Origin of the sequence: Xanthomonas vasicola (assembly GCF_000772705.2) — a bacterium.
Classification (GTDB): Bacteria; Pseudomonadota; Gammaproteobacteria; order Xanthomonadales; family Xanthomonadaceae; genus Xanthomonas; species Xanthomonas vasicola.
This window is the reverse complement of record NZ_JSBW02000027.1, coordinates 176,761-201,003: the sequence shown is the minus strand read 5'-3', so window position 1 is coordinate 201,003 and position 24,243 is coordinate 176,761. Positions and strand designations below refer to the sequence as shown.

Annotated in this window: 21 protein-coding genes, 1 tRNA gene and 1 other RNA gene; 11 read left to right on the top strand and 12 right to left on the bottom strand. The window is 63.8% G+C overall.

Translation table 11 applies throughout. The features are described from left to right. Window positions 1-114: 114 nt before the first annotated feature. On the bottom strand, window positions 115-2,532 hold the full coding sequence (locus tag NX05_RS06370) for a penicillin acylase family protein (protein WP_039433543.1): 2,418 nt from the start codon (window positions 2,530-2,532) through the stop codon (window positions 115-117). Between the two features lie 146 nt (window positions 2,533-2,678). Here NX05_RS06370 and bfr point away from each other — a divergent pair, with 146 nt between their 5' ends. Both bfr and NX05_RS21955 read left to right on the top strand, forming a co-directional pair. Next, window positions 2,679-3,164, top strand: a complete 486-nt coding sequence (gene bfr, locus NX05_RS06365) for a bacterioferritin (RefSeq protein ID WP_010366200.1) — start codon at window positions 2,679-2,681, stop codon at window positions 3,162-3,164. A gap of 290 nt (window positions 3,165-3,454) precedes the next feature. Continuing rightward, window positions 3,455-3,525, top strand: a non-coding RNA gene (locus NX05_RS21955) — sX9 sRNA. Window positions 3,526-3,573: 48 nt separating this feature from the next. Here NX05_RS21955 and NX05_RS06360 read toward each other — a convergent pair. The 4 genes from NX05_RS06360 to NX05_RS06345 form a co-directional block, all read right to left on the bottom strand. After that, entirely contained in the window at window positions 3,574-4,230 is a 657-nt protein-coding gene (locus NX05_RS06360; RefSeq protein WP_039433548.1) for a thiopurine S-methyltransferase, read from the bottom strand. Between the two features lie 219 nt (window positions 4,231-4,449). After that, the gene (locus NX05_RS06355; RefSeq protein ID WP_039433550.1) at window positions 4,450-4,701 is read right to left on the bottom strand and encodes a hypothetical protein; all 252 of its coding nucleotides are present in this window, start codon (window positions 4,699-4,701) and stop codon (window positions 4,450-4,452) included. A gap of 371 nt (window positions 4,702-5,072) precedes the next feature. Continuing rightward, window positions 5,073-7,316 (bottom strand): DNA topoisomerase IV subunit A, encoded by a 2,244-nt coding sequence (gene parC, locus NX05_RS06350; RefSeq protein WP_039433552.1) that lies wholly within the window; start codon window positions 7,314-7,316, stop codon window positions 5,073-5,075. Between the two features lie 60 nt (window positions 7,317-7,376). Then, the gene (locus NX05_RS06345) at window positions 7,377-8,228 is read right to left on the bottom strand and encodes an AraC family transcriptional regulator (protein WP_039433555.1); all 852 of its coding nucleotides are present in this window, start codon (window positions 8,226-8,228) and stop codon (window positions 7,377-7,379) included. Between the two features lie 122 nt (window positions 8,229-8,350). On the opposite strand from NX05_RS06345, the gene NX05_RS06340 reads away from it, so the two are divergent. Genes NX05_RS06340 through NX05_RS06325 form a run of 4 tightly spaced genes read left to right on the top strand, consistent with a single transcriptional unit; the run spans window position 8,351 to window position 13,090 of the window. Continuing rightward, window positions 8,351-8,791 carry a MarR family winged helix-turn-helix transcriptional regulator gene (locus tag NX05_RS06340; RefSeq protein WP_010366221.1) on the top strand — a complete coding sequence of 147 codons (441 nt, stop codon included), beginning with the start codon at window positions 8,351-8,353 and terminating at the stop codon, window positions 8,789-8,791. Then, window positions 8,788-10,305, top strand: coding sequence for an AdeC/AdeK/OprM family multidrug efflux complex outer membrane factor (locus NX05_RS06335; protein WP_039433556.1), 1,518 nt, complete (start codon window positions 8,788-8,790; stop codon window positions 10,303-10,305). The genes NX05_RS06340 and NX05_RS06335 overlap by 4 nt, the downstream gene beginning before the upstream one ends. Window positions 10,306-10,315: 10 nt before the next feature. Continuing rightward, window positions 10,316-11,509, top strand: coding sequence for an HlyD/EmrA/EmrK family protein (locus tag NX05_RS06330; protein ID WP_039433557.1), 1,194 nt, complete (start codon window positions 10,316-10,318; stop codon window positions 11,507-11,509). A gap of 6 nt (window positions 11,510-11,515) precedes the next feature. Beyond that, on the top strand, window positions 11,516-13,090 hold the full coding sequence (locus NX05_RS06325) for a DHA2 family efflux MFS transporter permease subunit (protein ID WP_039433558.1): 1,575 nt from the start codon (window positions 11,516-11,518) through the stop codon (window positions 13,088-13,090). A gap of 292 nt (window positions 13,091-13,382) precedes the next feature. Here NX05_RS06325 and NX05_RS06320 read toward each other — a convergent pair. The 3 genes from NX05_RS06320 to NX05_RS06310 form a co-directional block, all read right to left on the bottom strand. After that, window positions 13,383-13,469, bottom strand: a tRNA-Leu gene (locus tag NX05_RS06320). Between the two features lie 140 nt (window positions 13,470-13,609). Then, the gene (locus NX05_RS06315) at window positions 13,610-15,799 is read right to left on the bottom strand and encodes a beta-glucosidase family protein (RefSeq protein WP_039433559.1); all 2,190 of its coding nucleotides are present in this window, start codon (window positions 15,797-15,799) and stop codon (window positions 13,610-13,612) included. A 182-nt stretch (window positions 15,800-15,981) separates the two neighbouring features. Beyond that, complete coding sequence (locus NX05_RS06310) at window positions 15,982-17,751, bottom strand: M14 family metallopeptidase (RefSeq protein ID WP_039433560.1); 1,770 nt, start codon at window positions 17,749-17,751, stop codon at window positions 15,982-15,984. 355 nt (window positions 17,752-18,106) lie between these two features. Between NX05_RS06310 and NX05_RS06305 the strand changes: the two genes are divergently transcribed. Both NX05_RS06305 and NX05_RS06300 read left to right on the top strand, forming a co-directional pair. Next, window positions 18,107-19,672, top strand: a complete 1,566-nt coding sequence (locus NX05_RS06305; protein WP_039433561.1) for a POT-type proton-dependent oligopeptide transporter — start codon at window positions 18,107-18,109, stop codon at window positions 19,670-19,672. 7 nt (window positions 19,673-19,679) lie between these two features. Then, the gene (locus NX05_RS06300; protein ID WP_017121837.1) at window positions 19,680-20,288 is read left to right on the top strand and encodes a rhomboid family intramembrane serine protease; all 609 of its coding nucleotides are present in this window, start codon (window positions 19,680-19,682) and stop codon (window positions 20,286-20,288) included. Between the two features lie 411 nt (window positions 20,289-20,699). Here the strand turns inward: NX05_RS06300 and NX05_RS06295 are convergent, their stop codons facing one another. After that, complete coding sequence (locus tag NX05_RS06295) at window positions 20,700-20,888, bottom strand: hypothetical protein (RefSeq protein ID WP_039433562.1); 189 nt, start codon at window positions 20,886-20,888, stop codon at window positions 20,700-20,702. A gap of 183 nt (window positions 20,889-21,071) precedes the next feature. Between NX05_RS06295 and NX05_RS06290 the strand changes: the two genes are divergently transcribed. From NX05_RS06290 to NX05_RS06280, 3 genes are all read left to right on the top strand, one after another. Further along, a complete protein-coding gene (locus NX05_RS06290; protein ID WP_010366253.1) occupies window positions 21,072-21,386 on the top strand; it encodes a GNAT family N-acetyltransferase in 315 nt (104 codons plus the stop codon). A 50-nt stretch (window positions 21,387-21,436) separates the two neighbouring features. Beyond that, entirely contained in the window at window positions 21,437-22,282 is an 846-nt protein-coding gene (locus NX05_RS06285) for a DUF3298 and DUF4163 domain-containing protein (protein ID WP_039433567.1), read from the top strand. 66 nt (window positions 22,283-22,348) lie between these two features. Beyond that, window positions 22,349-22,849 (top strand): MarR family winged helix-turn-helix transcriptional regulator, encoded by a 501-nt coding sequence (locus NX05_RS06280; protein WP_010366256.1) that lies wholly within the window; start codon window positions 22,349-22,351, stop codon window positions 22,847-22,849. Between the two features lie 91 nt (window positions 22,850-22,940). Here NX05_RS06280 and NX05_RS06275 read toward each other — a convergent pair whose 3' ends face one another. The 3 genes from NX05_RS06275 to NX05_RS21950 are packed head-to-tail and all read right to left on the bottom strand — an operon-like array spanning window position 22,941 to window position 24,181. Beyond that, entirely contained in the window at window positions 22,941-23,630 is a 690-nt protein-coding gene (locus NX05_RS06275; RefSeq protein WP_249027751.1) for an anti-sigma factor family protein, read from the bottom strand. Beyond that, window positions 23,527-23,784 (bottom strand): hypothetical protein, encoded by a 258-nt coding sequence (locus NX05_RS24765; protein WP_249027750.1) that lies wholly within the window; start codon window positions 23,782-23,784, stop codon window positions 23,527-23,529. Before NX05_RS24765 ends, NX05_RS06275 begins: the two co-directional genes overlap by 104 nt. Continuing rightward, on the bottom strand, window positions 23,675-24,181 hold the full coding sequence (locus NX05_RS21950; RefSeq protein WP_230597818.1) for an RNA polymerase sigma factor: 507 nt from the start codon (window positions 24,179-24,181) through the stop codon (window positions 23,675-23,677). The genes NX05_RS24765 and NX05_RS21950 overlap by 110 nt, the downstream gene beginning before the upstream one ends. Between the last annotated feature and the right edge of the window lie 62 nt (window positions 24,182-24,243).

The window sequence follows — 24,243 nt, the reverse complement described above, 5'->3', positions numbered from 1 at the left end:
CCTCACCCCAACCCCTCTCCCGAGGGGGAGGGGCTTTTGCGGAGCGGCGATGCTTGATCGCCTTCGTCCTTCTTCCATTCTCAGGCCGCTGCGTAGCAGAGGGGCTAGCCGCTTTTACTGCGGACGCAATTGCAGCGTGTAGCGCGTGGCAGTGGGCAGAAACGGTGTTGGTCTTCCATGCACCCAATCGTCGTGGCCTGCGCCCCAGAACGGCGATAGCGGGTGTCCGCTCTGGCCGCCGGGCATGTGCACGATGCCGTCCTGCTCGTGGCCGGGCGAGACCACCATGCGTTCGGAGGCGCCAAAAGCCGGGCCTTGCACGCGCGGCATGTCGCGGTCGCCCGGTAGTTGATCCGGCGGCATGCACAGCCAACGCTTGGCGAGGGCGGGCAATGCGCGCGCGATGGGATGGCAGATGGCAGCGGTGTTGCGCTGGCCCCAGGTGTGTTGGCCGCGGTGCTCGCTCTGTGCGTCTTCTGCGATCACGTCTGATTGCGCGTTGCGCGCGGCATCGCTGAGCAATTGATCCCAACTTGCGAAGGCTGGCGGTAGCAGGTTGGCCGGGCGCTGTTGCAGCAACGGCCAGACGATGCCTTCCAGCTGCGCGCGACGTGGCATCAAGAAATCCTCGCCGAGTGCGGCGTGGGCGGGTGCCAGCAGGCCGGCTTCCACGGCATCGATGGTCTTGGTACGGAATTCGCGCACGATGCGATAGCTGGCCGACTGGCTGGAGGCATGCCCATCCCAATCGCGTGTGACGAGGGCGATCTGTTGCAGCGCCGGATCCTTGCTGTGGTCGACCACCCTGCGCAGCAAGTGCCACCAACGCGTAAGCAGCACGGCGCGATTGTCGAGCTGGATGGCAAGCAGATCACGTTCGTTGAAGCGCTGCTTTGCAAAGAGATCATCGCGAATCTGCTGCGCGCGCGCGCCAAGGTCGTAACCGGCACTGCCAAGCGTGGCCAGTTGCTGCGCATCAACGATACGGCTATTGGCGGTCCAGAGCCGGTGCGACGGCGGGTCGATCAGCGCAGGCGCCGCATCGCTGCGCAGCGACCACGGCAGGCAAATGCCTGGCATGGACGGCGTTGCAGCCGTATCCGCAGGTGCGCTGGTTGCTGCGTTTGGCACAGGCGCCGACGTTGCAAGTTCGGCAATCCCACTTGGGCTGCATCCTGCATTGCGTTCTGGGCGCGCACCGATCAGACGCCAGGCGATACGCCCGCTGCGATCGGCCAGCAGCAGGTTCTGCGTCGGAATGCCGGAGCGGTCGGCCACCGCGAATGCAGCTTGCAGATCGCCCGCTGTGCTCATCTGTGCGAAGTCCAGCCGAATCGCCCCCGGGAGCTGCGCGGCCCAGCGCAACGCCAGCACACTGCCGTCCGCGTTGGTGTGCAACACCGGTCCCCACGCCGCTTCGCGCACCTCGAAACGCATCGGCGCCGCGCCAGCCACGCGAATGGTTTCCACATGCGTGGTCAGCGCTTGCCGATGGCCCGGCGTGGGCGCAGGAATGCGTGCGAAATCCGCGGTGTCGATGTAGCTGTTGGTGAACGCCCAGGCCACATGCCCGTTGCTGCCGACCACCACCGCCGGCAGGCCGGGCAGGGTGAATCCGGTGACATCCACCTTGCCATCGGCTGCATTGCTGTCTGCATAGCGCAGGCGTGCGCGGAACCAGATGTTGGGCGCGCACAGGCCCAGGTGCATGTCATCGGCAACGATGGCGCGGCCGTCGGCGGTGAGGCTGCCGTCTACCGCGAAGTTGTTGCTGCCTGGTGTCGGCGTTTCCGCGTGGGGTGCGGTCGCCGGATGCGGCAGGCGCCGTAAGTCCAGCGTGGCGGCATCCGGTAAGCTGGCGTCGCCCTGCGGCGGCCCGAACAACGGCGCGTCCCAGCTGGAGCCCTGATGGTCGAGCAGCGCCGCCAGCGCAGGCGGCACCACGGCGCGGATGCGCGCAGCAGCCAATTCGGTCTGGTTGCTGTTGTCTTGCAGGTCCGCGTACATCGCCAGGCCGGTGAGGATGGAATCGTCCAGCGTCCATGCGCGCGGTGTCTGGCGCAGCAGCAAGTAGGGCCAGGGCCGCACGCGGAGCGCGGCAAGCCCAGCGTTGACGCCATCCGTATAAGCCTGCAATGCGGCGTGCTGGCTGCCGGCGGCGATGTCCAGGTTGGCATGCACGCGGGCGCGCAGGCGGTGCACGCGGTTGCGCTTGTCCAGGTCCACGGCCTTGGGGCCGAACAGTTCGGATAACTCGCCGGCCGGCGCGCGGCGCATCAGGTCCATTTCGAAATAGCGTTCCTGCGCGTGCACGTAGCCGAGCGCCCGCATCACGTCGAGCTGGTTTGTGGCATCGATGGTGACCACGCCCAGCTGATCGCGCTGCACACTGACCGGCGCAGCCAGGCCGCTCAGGGCGGCGTCGCCATCCAGCTGCGGCAAGCTGCCGCGCATCAATAGATAGAGCGCAAGGCTGGCCGTCAGGGCCAGCAGCACGATTGCCAGCAGCAGCCGGCCCAGCCATTTACGCATTGTCGCTTCCTTGAGCCCGGTTGAAGTGTGGCCGGCGGACATGACCGTGGCGGGTCTGGCCGCAAGCGCAACTGAAAGTGATTCCGATTAGATCATTGCCCGCCGGCTTAGGGCACCATGCGCGCATTGCGTCGCTGGAGCACATCATGAAAGGCCATCCCGAAGTCGTCGATTACCTCAAGCAGCTGCTGCGCGGCGAATTGGCGGCACGCGATCAATATTTCCTGCATTCGCGCCGTTACGAGGATCAGGGCCTGATGGCGCTGTACGAGCGCATCAACCACGAGATGGAAGAGGAAACCGAGCACGCCGACGCGCTGCTGCGGCGCATCCTGTTCCTGGAAGGCGACCCGGACATGCGCCCGGCCGAATTTTCGCCCGGCAAGACCGTGGTGGAGATGCTCGAGCGCGATCTGGTCGTCGAATACGAAGTGCGCGCCGCGCTCGCCGCCGGCATGAAATTGTGCGAGGACCACGGCGATTACGTCAGCCGCGACATGCTGCTCAAGCAGCTGCAGGACACCGAAGAAGATCATGCGTGGTGGCTGGAGCAGCAGCTTGGCTTGATCAAGCGCATTGGTCTGGAGCTTTACCAGACCTCGAAGATCGACAAGGGGCACGTTGCAGGTTAAGCCGGTGACCGACGCTGCGTAGCCGCCTGGCTGACGCAGCGGGGGTATCGGCTCGGCATTTAATACGAGTGCTTTGCCATTCCCGGTTATTGCCCGTGCGACCTGCCGGCTATTTGCTGCAGCTGTTTGCCGGATTTATTTTCATTGCTTTGCTATGCAGAACCACCATGTGGCGCGATGCCGCGCGGTCTTGCTTGGCTAGCGGCACTTGCTCCATGCAAACTACTGAGAGCAGCTAACAAAGCGACTGCGCATTCGCCAGACGGTCACCGCCGGCGCTCGGAATCGGCATGTACCGCTCGTACACTGCGGTTCCTCCGCGCCATCCGCGCCCACCGACGACTGCTACGTTTTGTTACCCACTCTTAGCCACCAGCGTCAGTCGCCATGCAGCGTTCGACCACTGCGTTCAGTGGCGTTGCAGGCGATAGACAGCAGTCGATAACCCAGTGACGCCCTCAGCGCGGAAGCGTGGTTCCTGATTGAGGATGTCGCGGTTTTCCAGCTGGTCTAGCTGCCACACGGCATCGAAAAGTGCGTGCACTTCTGTTGCGCCCACCGAGAACGGCGGGCCGGCCTTCTCTGCCTGCGGATATTCCAGGGTGATCAGCAGGCCACGGCAGGGTGTTGGCAACTGCGCGTAGACCGTTTGCAGATAACGCTGGCGCAAATCGACCGGTAGCGCGATCAGTGCGGCGCGGTCGTAGACGGCAGTGCAATCGGCTAACACGTTAGCGTCCAACGCGAATGCATCGCAGCAGATGATCTCGATCGGGCCAGCGATGAAATGCTCGCCTGCAGCGCTGATATGCCGTTGCGGTTGCAGTCCTGCCTCATCGAAGAATTGCGTTACCGCCAGCGGCGATAGCTCCACGCCGAGCACGCGATGGCCTTGCGCTGCCAGCCAATGCATGTCCAGCGTCTTGCCGCATAGGGGAACCGGCACGCGTCCCTTTTTCGGCAATTGCAGCGCAGGCCAGTGCTTTTGCAGTAGCGGCAATACCTCTTGCTGATGAAAGCCGGTCTGTCCGAGCTGCCAACGTTCCAACCAGAAATTCGTGTCCATGCATCGCCTTGTCAGTGGTTGTTGCCCGCTGTGGTCTTTTGAAATGGCGGGTCATCGCGCGTTCTGATGCAGTGCTCAGCGTTGGCGGTGAGCTCAGCGCTTGCAGCTGTTACGCCTGGAAGAGCGGGTGACGCAATGCCGGTGCTGCAGCAATTTTTATCTGCTAAAACGCGACACGTGTTCAGGCACTTGGTCGCATTGCGCAGGAGGAGTGGAGATTCAATTGCCTTGCAGGGTAGACGTGCCCCGTTGAAGACGGATCAGTTCCTCGGCAACCGCAGACTCTTGCGTGTAGTGGACTAGGCCGCAGAAATCCGTATCGACCATGATGCCCTCGCCGAGATATGCCCAGGTTTCCTGTTCCGGAAGGTAATCAGCTGTGTCCATGCAGGCGATGACCTTGCCGCGAGACAGCGTGTCGATCTGAATCAGATCGCCTGACTTCGCTTCATGCCCATTCGAATACTGCATGCATCCTCCTGGCTCAACGAGCGCGCCTCAGGTGCCTTGAGGCGCAAAAATGCCGGTCGCGCCGCCGCGCGCCGATCTGGCGAACAACCGTTACTGCACTCCCGCGCCTCAGCAGCCTAAGGCGACCGCAGTTGTAGCCGCGCCGCCGCGCGCCAGATGAGTGAATCGCCTTTACTGCACTTCCAATCCATCAACCTTCTGCCGCGCCTCAGCAGCCTGGGGCGACCGCAGTTGTAGCCGCGCCGCCGCGCGCCAGATGAGTGAATCGCTTTTACTGCACTTCCAATCCATCAACCTTCTGCCGCGCCTCAGCAGCCTGAGGCGACCGCAGTTGTAGCCGCGCCGCCGCGCGCCAGACGAGTGAATCGCCTTTACTGCACTTCTAATCCATCAACCTTCTGCCACCCTCGCGGCAACAGCGACCCACGGCTTGCACGTGCACCCACATACGTGTCCAGATCCTTGAACGACAGGCTCATGGTGCGTGCGCCGCTGCGTACCAGCAACGTGTTGCCCGGTGCTACCGCGACCACTGCCACCACGCGTTCGGTACCGAGTTTGGCCTTGGGGATCTCGATGATCTTGTTGCCTTTGCCCTTGTCCAACTCAGGCACATCGCTGGCCGGCACTGCAAGCAGATTGCCGGCGCTGGTGACCGCAACAATGCGATCGGTTTGCGGGTTGCTCACCTGCGCCGGCGTCAGCACGTGCGAGCCGGCGGTGAGATTGAGCATCGCCTTGCCGGCCTTGTTGCGGCCAGTGAGGTTTTCAAAGCGGGTGACAAAGCCGTAGCCGTGCGACGACGCCAGCACGAACCGGGTGGCATTGTCGGCACTGGCCATGACCTGGAACGCTGCGCCCGAAGCCGGCGAAAAGCGGCCGGTCAAGGGTTCGCCATTGCCACGCGCCGAGGGCAAGGTATGCACGGCGGTGGAATAGGCGCGGCCTTCCGAATCGAGGAACGCCACTTGGTGCGTGCTGCGGCTGCGTACCGCCGCCAGCAGGCCGTCGCCATCGCGGTAGGACATGCCAGCCGGATCCACTTCATGCCCCTTGGCGGCGCGCACCCAGCCTTTTTCCGACAGCACCACGGTCATCGGTTCGCTGGCGACCATCTCGGTTTCGTCGATGGCCTGCGCGGCGTCACGTTGCACCAGCGGCGAACGGCGCGCATCGCCGAACTTCTTGGCGTCGGCAATCAGCTCGTCCTTGATCAGCTTCTTCAGCTTGGTCTTGCTTTCCAGGATCGCCATGATCTGTGCGCGTTCCTTGGCGAGTGCTTCCTGCTCGCCGCGGATCTTCATTTCTTCCAGGCGCGCCAGTTGGCGCAGCTTGGTTTCCAGGATGTATTCGGCCTGTTCCTCGCTCAGCGCAAAGCGCGAGATCAGCACCGGCTTGGGTTCGTCTTCGCTGCGGACGATGCGGATCACTTCGTCCAGGTTGAGGAAGGCGATCAACAAGCCTTCCAACAGGTGCAAACGACGCTCGACCTTCTGCAGGCGATGGTTGAGGCGGCGGGTGACGGTGTCGCTGCGGAAGGTCAGCCATTCGCTCAGCAACTGGCGCAGATTCTTGACCTGCGGGCGACCATCCAGGCCGATCACGTTGAGGTTGCAGCGGTAGCTGCGCTCAAGATCAGTGGTGACGAACAAGTGGCCCATCAGCTGTTCGGCATCGACGCGATTGGAGCGCGGCACCAGCACCACCCGCACCGGGCTGGTGTGGTCGGATTCGTCGCGGATGTCTTCCAGCCACGGCAGCTTCTTGGCACGCATCTGCTGGGCGATCTGCTCGATCACCTTGGACGGCGACACCTGGTACGGCAGCGCGTCGATGACGATGTTGGCGTGTTCTTTCTTGTAGGTGGCGCGGGCGCGCACGCTGCCGTGGCCGGTTTCGTAGATCGCACGCAGGTCGGCCGCCGGGGTGATGATTTCGGCGGTGGTCGGGTAGTCCGGGCCCAGCACGTGTTCGCACAGTTCGGCGACGGTGGCATCGGGGTTGTCGAGCAGCCGCAGCAGCGCGCTGACCATCTCGTTGAGGTTGTGCGGCGGCACGTCGGTGGCCATGCCCACGGCAATGCCGGTGGTGCCGTTGAGCAACAGGTGCGGCAGGCGTGCCGGCAGCCAGGTGGGCTCTTCCAGGGTGCCGTCGAAGTTGGGCGCCCAGTCGGTGGTGCCCTGGCTGATTTCGCCCAGCAGCACTTCGGCGATCGGGGTCAGCTTGGATTCGGTGTAGCGCATCGCCGCGAACGACTTGGGATCGTCGGTGGAGCCGAAGTTGCCCTGGCCTTCGATCAGCGGGTAACGGTACGAGAACGGCTGCGCCATCAGCACCAACGCTTCATAGCAGGCGCTGTCGCCATGCGGGTGGTACTTGCCGATCACATCGCCCACGGTGCGCGCGGATTTCTTCGGCTTGGCGGCCGCATTCAGGCCGAGCTCGCTCATGGCGAAGATGATGCGCCGCTGCACCGGCTTCAGGCCGTCGCCCAGGAACGGCAGGGCGCGGTCGAGCACCACGTACATCGAATAATCGAGATAGGCGCGTTCGGCGTACTCGCGCAGTGGCAGCTGTTCGAAGCCATGGAAGGTGGGGCGGGTCAGATCGGTCATGTAAAGCCAGGTCCTGCGTGAAGAGGAACCGCACCGGGGCGCGGACTCGAAGAGCGCCGATTATCCGGATGCGGCGGGGGATGCCAAGCCGCGCGCATGGGGGTTGGCTAAATAACGGGCAGGCGGGGCGCCGAAATGGCGGTGGAAGACGCTGACGAAGGCGCTGGGGCTGCTGTAGCCGAGCTGGTCGGCCACCTGTGCCACTGCGTTGCCCTGACTCAGCCGCCGAAGGCCTTCGGTCAGCCGGGCCTGCTGTCGCCACTGCGCAAAACTCAGGCCGGTCTCGTCGCGGAAATGCCGGCTCAGGCTGCGCGGCGAAAGTCCGCCCCAGTCGGCCCATTGCTCCAGCGAACGCGGGTCGGCTGGGGTGTCGAGCAGCTGGCGGGCGATTCGCAGCAGCCGGCGGTCGGCCGGCATTGCCAGGTGCAGGTAGTCGATCTGCACCTGACATAGCTCGTCCAGCAACACTGCGGCCAGGCGTTGCTGGGCGGCGCCCAGCGGCTGATCCAGTGGCCAGTCGGCGGCCCGCATGATGGCCTCGCGGGCCAGTCCGGTGAGTCGGATCACCCCGCCTTGCGCTGGCAAGGCGCTGCAGGCATCCGGGCGCACCACCACGCCCCAGCCACGCAGCGGCCCGGCCAGTTCCACGGTGTGCTGTCGGCCGGGCGGCATCCAGCCGGCGCAGCCCGGCGGCAACGACAAGGTCCCCTGCTCGGTGTGCACGGTCAAGACGCCGTGTTCCACATACATCAGCTGGCCGCGGACATGCGCGTGCCAGGCGGTTTCCGGCGCCCAGACCTCGCGCAGCTCTGCCAGAAACGCGATCAGCACCGGGCCATCGGCTTTTTCGAAGCTGGCGCGTACGCCAGGCGGCAGTGCGTCGATCTGGGTTGGCGGGTTTTCGATACTCATTGGCCGAATTGTATTACCGAGCCAGTCCGCTGGCCGATTAAGGTGGCGATCCTTGCAGGCGGTTTAATCCCTTGTGGGATAATTGCTTTGACAAATATATTTTATGTAACAAAATGTACTGCATGAATGTTTCATCTACCGCTGCGCCGTCGTTTGGCCTGTTGCTGCGTCAGGTGCGTGATGCGCTGATGCGCCAGCTCGATGCCGAGATGAAGGGCGAACTGCCCGATTTTGGCTTCAGCCACTACGTGGGCCTGAAGATCCTGGCAGTGCGCTCGCCGTGTACAGCCAACGAATTGGCGCTGGCACTGGACCAGACCCCGAGCGCGGTGACCCGCCTGCTCGACAAGCTTGAAGCGCTGGGCGCGGTGCGGCGCGAGCCGCATGCGCAGGACCGGCGCGCACTGCAGATCGTCATGACCGAACAGGGCGTGGCGCTCTGGGAGCGGCTGCGCTTGCGCGGCGAACGCGCCATCGAGCACGGCCTGCGCGATCTGTCTGCGCCCGAGCGCGAACTTCTTACCTCACTTCTTATCCGTGTCCGCGATGCACTCAACTCATGAACGCTGCTAGTTCCCCGACCCATACGCTGCGCTCGCGCTCGATGCGCCTGGCGCGGCCGTTCGTTATCACTGCCCTGGCGCTGGCGTTGGCCGCCTGTGCCAGCAGCCGTGGCCTCACTCCGCAAGGCGCCGTGCTGGACCCCGGCACGCTGCACGCCGAACGCACCCTGTCGCAGCAGACCACGCTGAGCCCTGCCGCATGGCCGGCCAGCGATTGGTGGCGTGCGCTGGGCGATGCGCAGCTGGACGCGCTGATCGCCGAAGGCCTGCAACACAGCCCCAGTCTGGCTGCGGCCGATGCGCGCTTGCATCAGGCGCAGGCCCGTATCGACACTGCGCAGGCCAATCGCGGCCCCAGCTTGTCGGTGTCCGGTGGCTACACCGGCCTGCAGCTGCCCGAATCCATGGTCGGCGAAGAACTCGGTGGCAAGTACGGCGGCAGTGCGCAGCTCGCGTTGGATTTCCGCTACGGCGTCGATCTGTGGGGCGGCAAGCGGAGTGCGTGGGAAGCTGCGGTCGATCAGGCGCATGCGGCCGAAGTGGATGCGCATGCGGCGCGATTGAATCTTTCGTCAGCAATCGCCGAAGGCTACGCGCAGCTCGCTTACGCGTGGAGCCTGCATGATCTGGCCAACGATGAATTAAACCGCGCGCAGAAACTGCTGGAGCTGACCCGGCAACGCCGCAGCGCCGGCATCGACAGCGAGTTGCAGGTGCGTCAGGCGCAAGCGCGTGTGCCGGCTGCGCAGCAGCAGGTGCAGTCCGCGCAGCAGCAGATCGACGAAGCCCGCACCGCGCTGGCGGCGTTGGTCGGGCAGGGCCCGGATCGCGGCTTGGACATTGCTCGCCCGGTATTGGGCGCGGGCATCGCCGCCCAGTTGCCGAGCATGCTGCCGGCCGATCTGCTTGGCCGTCGCCCCGACGTGGTCGCCGCGCGCTGGCGCGTGGAGGCGGCCGACAAGGACATCGCGGTCGCCAAGACGCGCTTTTATCCCAGCCTCAACCTCACTGCGTTGGGCGGTGTGATCAACCCGGATGTCGGCAAGTTGCTGGAAAGCGGCTCGGTGTTCGGTCTGGTCGCGCCGGCGCTGAGTCTGCCGATCTTCGACGGCGGCAAGCTGCGCGCCAATCTGGCCGGCAGCGACGCGCAGTACGACCTGGCCGTGGCCGACTACAACCAGAAAGTGATCGCTGCGCTGCGCGAAGTGGCCGACCAGGTCACCGCCGTGCGCTCGCTGGAGCAACGCGCGCAGGCGCAGAACGACGCGGTGCAGACCGCAACGGAGGCCTTCGATCTGGCCCAGCAGCGCTACCGTGCCGGCATTGGCAGCTATCTGGAAGTGCTCAGCGTGCAGGAGCAGCTGCTCGTCGCACGCCAACGCATGGCCGGGCTGCAGTCGCAACAACTCCTGGCCTCGGTGAGGTTGCAGCGTGCGCTGGGCGGCGGATTCACGCCGGAGCCCGCACGCGATACCGCACACACCGCGCCCACTTCCGTACAACCGAATTCCTGAGACATCGACGATGAGCCAGACGACTTCAACTTCTCCTCAACCCGCACCCGCCGCGCCCAACAAGCGCCGTGCTGCGCTGCGCATCGTGGCCATTGTGGTGATCCTGGCGATCATCGGCCTGGTGGTGTGGTACTTCCTGGTCGGCCGTTGGCACGAAGACACCGACGACGCATATGTGCAGGGCAACCAGGTGCAGATCACCCCGATGGTGGGCGGCACTGTGGTCAGCATCGGTGCCGAAGACGGCATGCGCGTGGAGCGCGGCCAGTTGCTGGGGCAGCTGGACCCGGCCGACACCGAGGTCGCCGTGCAGCAGGCCGAAGCCAACCTCGCCAAGACCGTGCGTCAGGTACGCGGTCTGTATCGCAGCGTGGAAAGCGCGCAGGCCGAATTGTCGGCACGCGAAGTCACGCTGCGCAGTGCGCGCTCTGACTTCGCACGGCGCAAGAATCTGGCTGCCACCGGCGCGATCTCCAACGAAGAACTGGCACACGCCCGCGACGAATTGGCTGCGGCCGAAGCGGCGGTGAGCGGCTCGCGCGAGAGCTTCGAGCGTAACCGTGCGTTGGTGGACGACAGTGCGGTGGCCAACCAGCCGGACGTGCAGACCGCTGCCGCGCAGCTGCGTCAGGCGTATTTGAATCATGCGCGCACCGGCGTGGTCGCGCCGGTGTCGGGTTATGTCGCACGGCGCTCGGCGCAAGTTGGCCAGCGTGTGCAGCCGGGCAGCGTGCTGATGGCCGTGGTGCCGCTGGAGCAGGTGTGGGTGGAAGCCAACTTCAAGGAAACCCAGCTCAAGCACATGCGCCTGGGCCAGGAAGTGGAGCTGCATTCGGATCTGTACGGCGGCGGCGTCAACTACACCGGCCGTATCGAAAGCCTGGGCCTGGGCACCGGCAGCGCGTTCTCGCTGTTGCCGGCGCAAAACGCCAGCGGCAACTGGATCAAGATCGTGCAGCGCGTGCCGGTGCGCATTGCGGTGGACAGCAAGCAGCTGGCCAGCAATCCGCTGCGGATTGGGTTGTCGATGAAGGTCGAGGTCAATCTGCACGATCAACAGGGCAGCGTGTTGCCCACCAAGCTGGCCAATGGCGCGGTGTTCTCCACCGAGGTGTATGCGCAGCAGCTCAAGGCCGCTGACGCCGACATCCAACGCATCATCCAGGACAACCTGCCGTCGCAGGCTGCCGGCAAGGCGGGCTAAGCCACCATGTCTTCGCAAGCTTCCACCGCGCCCGGCGGTCCGGCGGCGCCCGCTGCCGGATTTCGCCCGGCCAGCGTGGCGTGGTGCACTGTTGGCCTGGCCATGGCCTCGTTCATGCAGGTGCTGGACACCACCATCGCCAACGTCTCGCTGCCCACCATCGCTGGCAATCTCGGCGCCAGTTCGCAGCAGGCCACCTGGGTCATCACTTCGTTCGCGGTCAGTACCGCGATCGCGTTGCCGTTGACCGGCTGGTTGAGTCGGCGCTTCGGCGAAACCAAATTGTTCGTGTGGTCCACGCTGGCATTCACCATTGCCTCGCTGCTGTGCGGTCTTGCCCAAAGCATGGGCATGCTGGTGGTGGCGCGTGCGTTGCAGGGCTTTGTTGCCGGGCCGATGTATCCCATCACCCAGAGTCTGCTGGTGTCGATCTATCCACGCGAAAAACGCGGGCAGGCGCTGGCGTTGCTGGCGATGATTACCGTGGTGGCGCCAATCGCCGGACCAATTCTCGGTGGCTGGATCACCGACAACTACAGCTGGGAATGGATCTTCTTGATCAACGTGCCGCTGGGCATCATCGCCAGCAGTATCGTGGGTTCGCAGTTGCGGCATCGCCCCGAACAGCTCGAAAAACCGCGCATGGATTACATCGGCCTGATCCTGCTGGTGGTCGGTGTGGGCGCACTGCAGCTGGTGCTGGACCTGGGCAATGACGAAGACTGGTTCTCTTCCGACAAGATCGTGGTGCTGGCCTGCATCGCTGCGGTGGCGCTGGTGGTGTTCGTGATCTGGGAGCTGACCGACAAAGACCCCGTCGTCGATCTCAAGCTGTTCCGGCATCGCAATTTCCGCGCCGGCACCTTGGCAATGGTGGTGGCGTATGCCGCGTTCTTCAGCGTGAGCTTGCTGATCCCGCAATGGCTGCAACGCGACATGGGCTACACCGCGATCTGGGCCGGCCTTGCCACCGCACCGATCGGCATCCTGCCGGTGCTGATGACGCCGTTCGTAGGCAAATATGCGCTGCGCTTCGACCTGCGCATGCTGGCCACCATCGCCTTTATCTTCATGTCGTTCACCTGCTTCTTCCGCTCCAATTTCAACCTGCAGGTGGACTTCAGCCATGTGGCGACTATCCAGCTGGTGATGGGCGTAGGCGTAGCGTTGTTCTTCATGCCGGTGCTGCAGATCCTGCTGTCGGATCTGGATGGGCGCGAAATCGCGGCAGGTTCCGGTCTGGCTACCTTCCTGCGGACACTGGGCGGCAGCTTCGCTGCGTCGTTGACCACATATCTGTGGGCACGCCGCACCCAGGTGCACCATGCGCATATCACCGAGCACATTTCGGTCTATACGCCCGGCATGCAGGAGCAGGTCGCCGCGATGGGGCAGGGCGACCTGCAACGCGGCGCCGCCTTCCTCAACAACAGCATCAACCACCAAGCCTCGCAGATGGGCTTCAACGACATCTTCTATCTGCTTGGTTGGATCTTCCTGGCGATCATCTTCTTGCTGTGGCTGGCCAAACCGCCGTTCGGCGCGGGTGCGGGTGGTGCAGCGGCGGCCGGGGGCCACTGAGCCCCCTGTTGAGGGGCTGCTAGACTCGCGCCGTCAACGCACCTGTGGTGACGACCAGCCACGCGTGTCGAAAGTCACTGCGTCGCACGGTAGGGGCTGGATCACGCTGAAGCTCCGCACTGTCTGCAAGTCGCGACCAGTGCGTTGTGCGCTGACGCGGAGCCGCTTGGCGCTCGCCGGCTTTGGGGCGTCGTCGTCAAACGAGAGTGACGACAGCGAGCCATCTATCAGACAACCGCTAAAACGCAAAAAACCCGCCGAAGCGAGGTTTTTTACGATCTACCGTGAGTCGTGGTGCCCAGGAGAGGACTCGAACCTCCACGAAGTTGCCCCCGCTAGCACCTGAAGCTAGTGCGTCTACCAATTCCGCCACCTGGGCGACTCAGGGGGCGAATTGTGCAAGCTGCGCGCAAGACTGTCAACGCATCCTGCGCATTTTTTCGTGGCGACGTGCGCCGCATGGCAAGCGGACCAACCCGAGCTGGCGCACGCACATGTCAGTGCGTGCGCTGCGTGCGCTTACGGCAACTGTGCCGCCCGCAAAGTGACCTCCGCGCTCTGCACCGGTTCGCTCGCCGAGCGCGCCAGTTGCACGCGGTAGGTGCCCGCCGCAATCGTCCAGCGACGTGCATTGGCGTCGAAGTCGGCCAGCGTCTTGGGCTCTGCAATCACTTGCAGGCTGCGCTTTTCGCCCGGCTTGAGCGTGAGCTTCTGCCAGCCAATCAGACGCAGCGGGGTGGCGTGGCCGTCGGGCAGGGTGACGTAGAGCTGCGGCACGGCAGCACCTTCGCGCCGACCGATGTTTTCCACTTCGAAGCTGGCGGTGAGCTGGCTGCCGTTCGCCTCCACCCGCAGCCCACCCATGCGGAACTGCGTGTACGACAGGCCATGGCCGAACGGATAACGCGGGGTCAGCTTGCGCGCGGCGAACCACTTGTAGCCGACATTGGCGCCTTCGATGGCGTAGTCGATTGTGTCTTCGCCCGGCTTGGCCGGCTTGAAGCCCAGGCCGGGAATCGATGGGCGCGGCAGCTGCGATTCGTCCACCGGCCAGGTCACCGGCAGATGGCCGGAAGGATTGACCGCGCCGGTCAGCAGGTTGGCAATCGCCTCACCGCCACCAATGCCCGGGTACCACGCTTGCAACACCGCCGGCACGCGTTCGGCCCACGGCATGCGCACCGGTCCGTTGGTTTCCAGCACCACGCTGGTCTTGGGGTTGGCCTTGGCCACCGCGTCGATCAGTGCGTCCTGGTTATCGGGCAAGCGCATGTCCGGCAGGTCCACCGATTCGGCCGCCCATTGGGTGGCGAACACTATCGCCACATCGGCCGCCTTGGCGGCGCGTGCGGCAGCGGCGTGGTCCTTGCCGTCCACGTAATCGATCTGCGCGTTCGGCAAGGCAGCACGCAATGCCTGCAGCGGCGAGGACGGATGGATGATCACCGGGCCAGGCCAGGTGGTCGGGGTGATGCCGGGCACCGCGTTGCCGCCGTTGATGGTGTAGTCCACGCGCGAGGAGCCGCCCCCGGACATCACGCCCTTGTCGGCGTAGCCGCCGATCACGGCGATGCGGCGCACGTCCTTGGACAACGGCAACATGGCCTGCTCGTTGCGCAGCAAGACGCTGCCTTCTTCGGCTACATGTTGCGCAGCCAACAGACCGGCCTTGCCATCGATGGGCTGGCGCTGGGTCGGGTAATCGAAGGCGCCATGCGCGAACAGGCTGCGCAAGATGCGCTTGACCATGTCATCGAAGCGCGCGCGCGGCACCACGCCGGCAGACACTGCCATGCGCAACGGCGCATCGAAGAACACCGCCGCATCGAACACTTCGCCGGCCGATTGTTGATCCAGTCCCGCCAAGGCTGCCTTGGAGCCGCTGTGCACGCCGCCCCAATCGGACATCACGTACCCGGGGTATTTCCATTCCTGCTTGAGCACCTGGTTGAGCAGGTAATCGTGCTCGCAACCGTAGACGCCATTGATCTTGTTGTACGAACACATCACCGAGGCCGGGTCGCCGATCTTCAGTGCGATCTCGAAAGCCAGCAGGTCGGATTCGTGCATCGCCTGCTCGCCGATCTGCGCGCTGTGGAAGTTGCGCCGCGTTTCCATGTCGTTGAGGGCGAAGTGCTTCATCGTCGATAGCACATGTTCGCTTTGCACGCCGCGAATCGATTCGCCGACCATGCTGCCGGCCAGTAACGGATCTTCACCGGCGTATTCGAAATTGCGCCCGTTACGCGGGTCGCGCTGCAGATTGACGCTGCCGGCGAGCAACACGTTGAAGCCCTGTTGCCAGGATTCGCGGCCCATGGTCTTGCCACCGGCATACGCCAGTTGGCGGTTCCAGCTCGATGCGGTGGATGGGCCCGACGGCATCGCGGTGGCGTAATCGCCCTTGCGGATGCCGCCGGGGTTGGTCACGCCCACGCCCGCGTCGGCCAGCTGCTGCGCGGGGATGCCCAAGCGCGCAATACCGGGCACATAGCCAGCCGAACCCAGCGCGCCTTCGGGCTTGGGAATCTTGTCGGTGCCCAGGCCGAAATAGCTGCGCAGCATCTGGAATTTTTCGTCTTCGGTCAGTTGCGCCAGCAAGCGGTCGGCGCGTTGATCTGCAGTCAACGCGGTGTCCATCCACGGCTGCGAAGACGGTGCGCCTTGCGCGACTGCCAATGGTGCAGACAGGGCGATGCCAAGCCCCATGACGACCGCAAGAACCAAGGGGCGAGGGCGGTTTTCGCGGGCTGTAAACGTTTTCATATCGAGCTGTGGCACGGGGTGTCCTTGTAGTGCTGGGTCATGACAAATCGTGGCGGGCACTGAAGTGCCCGAATCGGCGACGCGCGACGGTGCCGCGCAGCCGCATGCCGGAATCGGCGGGGCGGTTAGAAGTCGGTCTGCGCGGTGCGGAGTACCGGGTAGAGCTGGTAGCGCTCATCCCACGATGCGTGGCGCTTGGCGAAAAATTCCAGGCGTGCCTGCGGGTTTTTGGCAAAGTCCGAGTCACTGGCAATGCGCTGTTCGAATTGCACCTTCAATGCGGCATCGTGCGCAAGCATGTCGCGCGCCACGTCTTCGGCGACGTAGGCTTCCATGTATTCCTTGCGCTCGAACGCGGTGTTGAAAAAGCCCCATTGCAGCAGCGAATCCGGTGCCTGCGGTTCCAGTATCGCCATCACCAGACGCGCCTTGGGTTGCGCGATCGGCACGAACAAGGAGCCAGCCGGCACTGCGCGAGTTTCATCGCGCCATTGCCCGCTGAGTTCGACGGCCTGATGGCTTTCGTTGGAGCGCGCCGCGAACTTGACGGGATCGGCGCGGAAGCTTTGTACCGGGTGCTCGGCTGCAGTGTTGATCGTCTGAAACGCTAGGCCATGCAGGCGCAGTTTTTCGCCAACCAAGGCGGCTTGCGCAGCGGGTATCAGATAGCCGCCGCGCGGCGCATCCACCACCACATCGGGCTTGATCTGGTCGCGCAGCGGTACTTTCCAGATTTGCGGCTTGCTCTCGTCGTAGTGCGTCATCAGCGCGCCGGAAATCGGCGACGGCGTGCGCGTATACGCGTAGCCACGAAACGCGACCGTGCGCGCGTCCGGGCCGGCCGCAAAGCTCAGCGGCTCGGACGTGCCAGCCAGGTGCCTGGCGCGTTGATCGGCAGCCACTGCATCGGCACGCCACTGGGTGCCATGGCGTGCGGCCTGCTGCAGCACCGAGACAATGGCATTGCGGGTGACCCGCACGCGCGTGGGGTAATCCTTCCACGAATGCGTCTCCACCAACATGCCGAAGCGATTGCGCAGCAGGAAATAGCCGTGCGAGAAACGCGGCGGCGGCACATCGTCGGCAAAGCCGGAGCTGGGGTCGTCTTCGTGCACGAAGGACGGGTAATACGGCAGCGGCAGCGAGCCCTGTTTTTTCAGGTCGGCAAGCACTGCGTCGCGCCAGCGGGTGCCATCGCGCTGCAGGGTCGCATCGCCGGCATGCACCGGTTCCACCTGCACCGAGACATCGTGCTCGAACTTGGCACCATCGGTGACGTGCAGGTCAACGTACATCAGCGGGTCCCACTGTTGCACCAGTTGCAGCATCGCCTGCATTTCCGGCGCATCGGCCTTGACGTAATCGCGGTTGAGATTGAGGTTCTGCGCGGTGGTACGCCAGCCCATCTGTTCGGGGCCACGCTGGTTGGGGCGGTTCCAGGCACCGAAGCGCTCATGCCCATCCACGTTGAACACCGGCACAAACACCCACACGACCTTGTCGAGCACACCGTTGCCGGTCTTGCCGTCGAGCAACTCGCTCAGCGCCAGAAAGCCCGCGTCCTTGCCATCGATCTCGCCGGCATGGATGCCGCCCTGGATCAGCACCACCGGCAGTTTGCGCTGCGTTGCCGATTGCGCGTCGAGCGCGCCACTGGTGGAGGCGACCAAGGCCTTCATCGGCCGCCCTTCCGGGGTGGTACCGAACTGGATGCAGCGCACCGCCTGAGGATAGCGCTGCGCAAACCCATCGCACAGCGCGATGACTTCGTCGTAGCGCCCGGTCTGCACGAAACCGCTGCGCTCTGCCTGCGTGGTCAGCGGCGCGGCAGCCAGGGCGGCAGGGGCGGAAGTCAGTAGCAACAGGCTCAGGGCCAGGCGGGTGAAGCGGGGCATCCAGCGGTCCAGTGTTCCAGGAAAACGTTTGCAATGTAGCCGAGCCAGCGTGCAAGGCCAATCTGCACTGCGTCATGGTGTCACTGCGACCCGTGCAGCACGCGGATCTCAAGCGGGCGCGACAAGTTATGCCCATTGCCACGCGAGCGAGGTGGAAACAGGTGTAGGCAGCGCGAATTCGGCGCAATGGTGATGCCATCAAGATGGCGGGTAACCACAGGATATTGCGATTGCCTGGAGGAACATCGCCATCTGCACCCGCCCAGCGTCGCGCACGGCGGCTCGGGCGAGCAATGGCGGCCGGCGGGTGCGCGCCGGTAGGATAGGGCTTGTTTTCAGCATCGCCGGACTGCCTTTGACCACCTCCATCTCGCCAGGCGTTACTGCCGGCGCGCGGCTGCCGCGCCAGATTCCTTTCATCATCGGCAACGAAGCCTGCGAGCGTTTCAGCTTCTACGGCATGCGCAATATCCTGGTGCAGTTCCTGATCACCTCGCTGTTGCTGCAGGAAATCAGCGGCCCCGGGCGCGAAGCCGAGGCTAAGCACATCCTGCACAGTTTCATGATTGGGGTGTATTTCTTCCCGCTGCTGGGCGGCTGGCTGGCCGACCGCTTTTTCGGCAAATACAACACCATTCTGTGGTTCAGTCTGATTTATTGCGCCGGGCATGCCTGTCTTGCGTTGTTCGAAGGCAGCCGCGACGGGTTCTTCGTCGGCCTCGGCCTGATTGCGCTGGGCGCAGGTGGGATCAAACCGCTGGTGGCCTCGTTCATGGGCGACCAGTTCGACCAGTCCAACAAGCACTTGGCCAAGGTGGTGTTCGACGCCTTTTACTGGATCATCAATTTCGGCTCGTTGTTCGCCTCGCTACTGATTCCGCTGGCGCTGAAGAATCTTGGCCCGGCCTGGGCATTCGGTATTCCCGGCATCCTGATGTTCGTGGCCACCCTGGTGTTTTGGTTGGGGCGCAAGCGCTATGTGCTGGTGCCGCTGCCGCCGAAGGATCCGCATGGCTTCGGCGCGGTGGTGCGTACTGCATTGCTGGCGCATGCGCCGGGGCAGGGCCGTCCTGGCCTGATGCTGGCAGTCGCTTCGGTGCTACTGGCGCTGGCTGGGTTGGCGCTTGTCGAGCAATTGGGCATCGTGGTGTGCCTGTGCATCGCGCTGGTGTTGTTGTTGGCCGGCATCGGCGGCGGCACCTGGTGGCAGCTGGAGCGTGCCCGCGGCACGCATCCGGTCGTTGCGGTGGAAGGCGTGCGCGCACTGTTACGGGTGCTGGTGATCTTTGCGCTGGTGACGCCGTTCTTCTCATTGTTCGACCAGAAGGCGTCGACCTGGGTGCTGCAGGGGCGCGAGATGACCATGCCGGCCTGGTTCACCGCCTCGCAGATGCAGGCGCTCAATCCGCTGCTGGTAATGCTGCTGATTCCCTTCAACAACCTGGTGCTGTATCCGCTGCTACGCCGTGGCGGCTGGGAGCCGACACCGCTGCGCCGCATGACCAGCGGCATCGCCTTCAGTGGCGTGGCCTGGATTGCGGTGGGGGCGATCCAGGTGGTCATGGATGGCGGCGAGCCGATGCACATCGCTTGGCAGATCCTGCCGTATGCGCTGCTCACCTTTGGCGAGGTGCTGGTGTCGGCCACCGGCATTGAGTTTGCCTACAGCCAGGCGCCGCCCTCGATGAAGGGCGTGGTGATGAGTTTCTGGTATCTCACCACCACTGTCGGCAACCTGTGGGTGTTGTTATCGAACGTGGCGGTGCGCAATGAGACGGTGACCGCGCATATCGCCGATACTGGGCTCAGCGAAGCGGCATTTTTGATGTTCTTCTTCGCGGCGTTTGCATTCCTGGCGGCACTGGCCTTCGGCCTGTATGCGCGCCGGTATCGCATGGTCGACAATTACCGTACTGCCTGAGGTCTGCATGATTACCCTGATCCTGATCGCCATCACCGGCATCGTCTCGTGGATGGCGTTCAACAACCGCAAGTTGAGCGACCGGCTGATCCTGTGGCCGCCGGCGGTGGACAAGCACAAGCAGTACGACCGCCTGGTGACCTACGGCTTTATCCATGCCGACCTGGGACACCTGGTCTTCAACATGGTGACGCTGTTTTTCTTCGGCCGGGTGATCGAGAACGTGATGGCCGAGCTCACCGGCAGCGTGCTGACCTATCCGTTGTTCTATCTTGCTGCACTGGTGGTCTCGATCCTGCCGAGCTACCTGAAGAATCAGAAGAATCCGAATTACCTCAGTCTGGGTGCGTCCGGCGCGGTCTCGGCGGTGTTGTTCGCCTTCATCCTGCTGCAGCCATGGACGATCATCCTGGTGCTATTCATTCCGGCGCCGGCGATCCTCTATGCGGTGTTCTATGTGGGCTACAGCCTGTGGATGGATCGCCGTGGCGGCGACCGCATCAACCACAGTGCGCATCTGGCCGGCGCCGCGTTCGGCGTGATGTTCATGCTGATCATGGAGCCGCGCGTGTGGCAGGTGTTTTTGGAGCAGCTGTCCAATCCGCGCTTCGGGTGAGCGGGGCTGGTAAGGCGGTCGCGCTGGTGTAAGGCCGCCGGCCTACCTGCAGTCGTCTGTTGATAGCGGATGTTTCTGAGGCGTCGCTTGGCGCGAACCGTAGTTGCAGCAAGCGCAATGTGGCGCTCGACGGCAGCAGGTTCGAACGGACGGGGCCGTTGCGGGAAGCGGATAACGAGCGGGTTTGACAACGCAGAGCCGGGCCCGATGCGTGATGGTGCGGGGCTTGGCGATGACCGCGGCTTGCAAGAGGGTCGCGCAGTCACGGGGCAGGTGCAGCGATGCCTGACTAGCCTGCACCTCTGCTTTGTTCCGGTTTCAGGCACGCCGTCGGTCTGCAGCCGTCGTCGGCTTGCTGATGTGATCAACGACTGCGCAGCGGACGAGACCGCCACCGCGCAACGACGCCACTCAGGCCGCGTTGCGTTCCTTGTCAGCGCTGGATGCCACGCCGTAGGCCTGCTGCAGGCGCTCGTACACCGTATCGTTGAGCTGCGTGAAATCCGGATTGTGGGTATCGCCTTTGAGGGCGAACTGGAACAAGTTTTCCAGCAACGAGCTGTCGCTGTCTGCGCTGTGTCCGGCCGAATCGTGGTTCATGCGGTGGCTCCTTCTTAGATAGGCGAAGACGTTGGCGGCTTCCGCAGAGCGATTGCAGCGATTGCCTTCGGGTCAGCTATCGGCGCCTTCCGAACGAACTTGAGGGCGCCTTCTGCAAGCTGCGCGGCCGATCACAGCATCGATTCACTTTCACGCAGGCGCGGCATCGCGCTAGTCACACTGATGACCACTGCCTGCTTGGCGCAGACAATGAAAGAGGCGTCGACAGTGCACGCAGAACACGATCTGGCCCAGCAGCGTTTCACCATAGACACCGATGGACATCGCGCCGAGCTGGCGTATCGCCGCGAGGGTGAGATCATGACCATCACCCACACGCAGGTGCCAGACGCGATCGGCGGACGCGGTATCGCTGCAGTGTTGGTCGAGGCTGCTCTGAACTATGCACGCCAAAGCGGTTTGAAAGTGGTGCCGGCCTGCAGTTATGCCGATGCTTATGTGCGGCGACATCCGCAATTTCAGGATCTGCTGGCTTGACTAGCAAACGCGTCTTTTCGTAACACTATGAATCAGGGGAGCGGGCGGTAATGGGGCGGTTGTTTGGAGTGAAGGCAGTACAGGGCTTGTTGGTGCTGGGCGTGTTGGCAGGGTGTACGCAACGCGAACCAGCAACCGCAGAGCCGAGCGAGCCTGCAGCCGATACAGCGGCCGCGGCAGCACCGCCTGCAGAGCCGACCGTCGTAGAGAGCGGACCGCTGCAAGATGTGATCGAACATGCGCCCGCCTACATGATTGGCATCAGCTATCCGCACGGGCTGGATGCGTATCCGGAACTCACTGCGCTGCTTCGCGGCTATGCGCAGGATGCGCGCGCCGAGCTGATGCAGGCCGTGTCCGGCCTGGGCAACGACAAGCCGGCCGCGCCGTATGAATTGTCGCTGGCGTTCGAGACCATGTTGCAGACCCCTGACCTGATCGTGATTTCCGCCGACGGCAGTAGATACACTGGCGGTGCGCATGCCGAGCCGCTGGTGGCGCGCTTCGTCTGGTTGGTCAAGGAGCGCAAGCAATTGACCGCGCAGGCGCTGATTCCTGACCCGGCAGGCTGGGAAAAGATCGGTGGCGAGGTGGCGGCGCAATTACATGCTGCAGCGACCCAGCGCGTCCAAGCGGATCGCGTGCCGGTCGAAGAGCAGGCAGAGCAGGTTGCATCGGCCGATCGCATGATTGCCGAAGGTACTTCAGCGCAAGTGGATAATTTTGCGCAATTCGTCCCGGTCTTGGATGCGAGCGGGCAGATTACTGCGGTGAGGTTCGTGTTTCCGCCATATCACGTGGGCCCATACTCGGATGGCACGCAAACGGCAGAGGTTGCTGCCACCATGTTATTGCCTTGGGTCGCACCGGAATATGTACATCTCTTCGCTCGCTGAGGTGTTGCGCTGAGCATGATGTGATTGAATGGCTGGGCCATTCAGTAATGCAATCCGACGGGTGATATGAGTAGTTTCGATCCAACCGCAAGTCGCGTGGACCATACCTGCGTGCGTTATCCGGCGTTCCCGCGGGAGCCGGCAATGCTGGTGAGACTGATCAAGCATCTCTACAAGCGACTGCATACGCAGGGCTGCACGCTGCTCAAGCCGTATGGCATCAGTCCGCCGGAATACGAGATTCTGATGATGCTTTACGGCACACCTGCGCAAGCGATTACGCCGACCGAGGTAGCCGAAGCCGCCAGCGAAAAACCAGCCAACATTACCCGGCTCACCGATCAGCTGTGCGAAAAGGGGATGATTACGCGTTCGGGTAGCCCGGACGATCGACGCAAAATCGTATTGACCATGCTGCCTGCGGGGTTGGCCTTGATCGAAAGCCTGTTGCCCGATGTCTGCACGTTGGTGAATGCAGAAACGGCCAGCATGAGCGAGGCCGAGCAAGTGCGTTTGGAGAAGCTGTTGAAGAAGATGCTTGATGGTGTAGACGCGATCTCCGAATGAGCACTGCCGGACGGTGCGAACATTGTCGTGCGGTTCGCGGTCGAGGGCCGGTGCGCTACACGCCAGCGCCGGAGTGCATTCGGCGCGCGGGTTAACGCCAGTGATGGTTGCGCGCATTGCGCTCGCCTTCGGCGTTGAGGGCCTGGCCGTCGATGGCATCCAATAAGGCTGTCGGCAGTGTGCTGGAGGCCATGCGCAACTCGCTGTTGTTGCCCTGCGGCTGCAGTGGCGAAACCAGTTCGATGCGCCAACGCTCACCCTGACGACAAGCTAATCCAGCGTGGCTGGATTGCAGCGAAAAGCTGCGGCAATAGCGTCTATCGCGCGCGCGAAAACTCAGGCCCATGCGAACCTTGCCCTGCTGCTCGCTGGAAGGAAGACGGTCCAGCGCCAGCGCAAGTGCAGCGCTGGCATCGTACCCTTGCTCGGCCAGCACGGCAGATGGCGCAGGCTGCGGCGGCTGGCGTTGCCAGAGCCAGAGGCCAATCAGCAGCGCGGCCGCGATCGAACTGGGTACGGCCCAACGCTGCGTTGCGTGCCGCCGCGTTGCCGGCGTCTGCGCTTGAATCTGGGCGGCGCCCGTGATGACAGCGCTCTGCGGCGATGCCGGCGGGCGTTGTCGTGCCGCATCCAGCAAGTGCGCCGGGATGGGTTCCTCGAGCACCGATGCATAGCCGTTACGTAGTCGCGCTTTGACCTGCTGCAACTGGCGCACGTCCGCAGCCCGCTGCGGATCTGCCGCGAGCGCGGCTTCGACGCGTCGGGCCTGGTCGGGTGTCAACGCGCCGTCTGCGTAGGCCTGCAGAGTGGATTCGTTGATGGCCTTCACGATTTTCCGCTAATAACGCTTGTAGCGCGTCGCGGCCGCGTGCCAGGCGACTGGTCACGGTGCCGATCGGGATCTCCAGGACCGCCGCAGCGTCCCGATACGACAATCCCTCGATCAACACCAAGGCGATCGCGCCACCTTTGCTCGTCGGGCAACTGGGCCATTGCCGCCGGTACCGCTATCCACTCCTGCTGGCGCTCCATCGGACTGTCGCCGACCTGTTCTCCTTCTCCTTCTGCGGCGCTGACGAACAGCTGGCGTCTGCGCCGCTGCGCGCGAACTTCATCGAGCCATGCATGACGGATGATGCCAAACAGCCAATATTGCAGCGGCGTTTCCGGTCGCCACTGCGCGTAATGACGCAACGCGCGTTCGATCGCCACTCGCAGCAGATCATCGGCATCGGCCGGATGACCGGCAATGGCGCATGCGAAGCGTCTAAGTCGCGGTAGCAGTGCACAGATGCCGTCGCTGACGGTTGCCACAGGATCAAGCTCGTTCATCCGCTATACGTCTGGCGAAGTGGTGTTCTTCCGCGCACGCTGCAAGGCGTGCACGGTGCGTC

Excerpts from the sequence above, each read along its gene's own strand:
- NX05_RS06335 (WP_039433556.1), top strand. The coding sequence starts at position 8,788 with ATGAACGCTGCTAGTTCCCCGACCCATACGCTGCGCTCGCGCTCGATG.
- NX05_RS06340 (WP_010366221.1), top strand. The coding sequence starts at position 8,351 with ATGAATGTTTCATCTACCGCTGCGCCGTCGTTTGGCCTGTTGCTGCGT.
- NX05_RS06360 (WP_039433548.1), bottom strand. The coding sequence starts at position 4,230 with ATGGACACGAATTTCTGGTTGGAACGTTGGCAGCTCGGACAGACCGGC.
- NX05_RS06330 (WP_039433557.1), top strand. The coding sequence starts at position 10,316 with ATGAGCCAGACGACTTCAACTTCTCCTCAACCCGCACCCGCCGCGCCC.
- NX05_RS06310 (WP_039433560.1), bottom strand. The coding sequence starts at position 17,751 with ATGCCCCGCTTCACCCGCCTGGCCCTGAGCCTGTTGCTACTGACTTCC.
- NX05_RS06315 (WP_039433559.1), bottom strand. The coding sequence starts at position 15,799 with ATGGGGCTTGGCATCGCCCTGTCTGCACCATTGGCAGTCGCGCAAGGC.
- NX05_RS06345 (WP_039433555.1), bottom strand. The coding sequence starts at position 8,228 with ATGAGTATCGAAAACCCGCCAACCCAGATCGACGCACTGCCGCCTGGC.
- NX05_RS06285 (WP_039433567.1), top strand. The coding sequence starts at position 21,437 with ATGGGGCGGTTGTTTGGAGTGAAGGCAGTACAGGGCTTGTTGGTGCTG.
- bfr (WP_010366200.1), top strand. The coding sequence starts at position 2,679 with ATGAAAGGCCATCCCGAAGTCGTCGATTACCTCAAGCAGCTGCTGCGC.
- NX05_RS06295 (WP_039433562.1), bottom strand. The coding sequence starts at position 20,888 with ATGAACCACGATTCGGCCGGACACAGCGCAGACAGCGACAGCTCGTTG.
- NX05_RS21950 (WP_230597818.1), bottom strand. The coding sequence starts at position 24,181 with ATGAACGAGCTTGATCCTGTGGCAACCGTCAGCGACGGCATCTGTGCA.
- NX05_RS06355 (WP_039433550.1), bottom strand. The coding sequence starts at position 4,701 with ATGCAGTATTCGAATGGGCATGAAGCGAAGTCAGGCGATCTGATTCAG.
- NX05_RS06300 (WP_017121837.1), top strand. The coding sequence starts at position 19,680 with ATGATTACCCTGATCCTGATCGCCATCACCGGCATCGTCTCGTGGATG.
- NX05_RS06325 (WP_039433558.1), top strand. The coding sequence starts at position 11,516 with ATGTCTTCGCAAGCTTCCACCGCGCCCGGCGGTCCGGCGGCGCCCGCT.
- NX05_RS06280 (WP_010366256.1), top strand. The coding sequence starts at position 22,349 with ATGAGTAGTTTCGATCCAACCGCAAGTCGCGTGGACCATACCTGCGTG.
- NX05_RS06290 (WP_010366253.1), top strand. The coding sequence starts at position 21,072 with ATGACCACTGCCTGCTTGGCGCAGACAATGAAAGAGGCGTCGACAGTG.
- parC (WP_039433552.1), bottom strand. The coding sequence starts at position 7,316 with ATGACCGATCTGACCCGCCCCACCTTCCATGGCTTCGAACAGCTGCCA.
- NX05_RS06370 (WP_039433543.1), bottom strand. The coding sequence starts at position 2,532 with ATGCGTAAATGGCTGGGCCGGCTGCTGCTGGCAATCGTGCTGCTGGCC.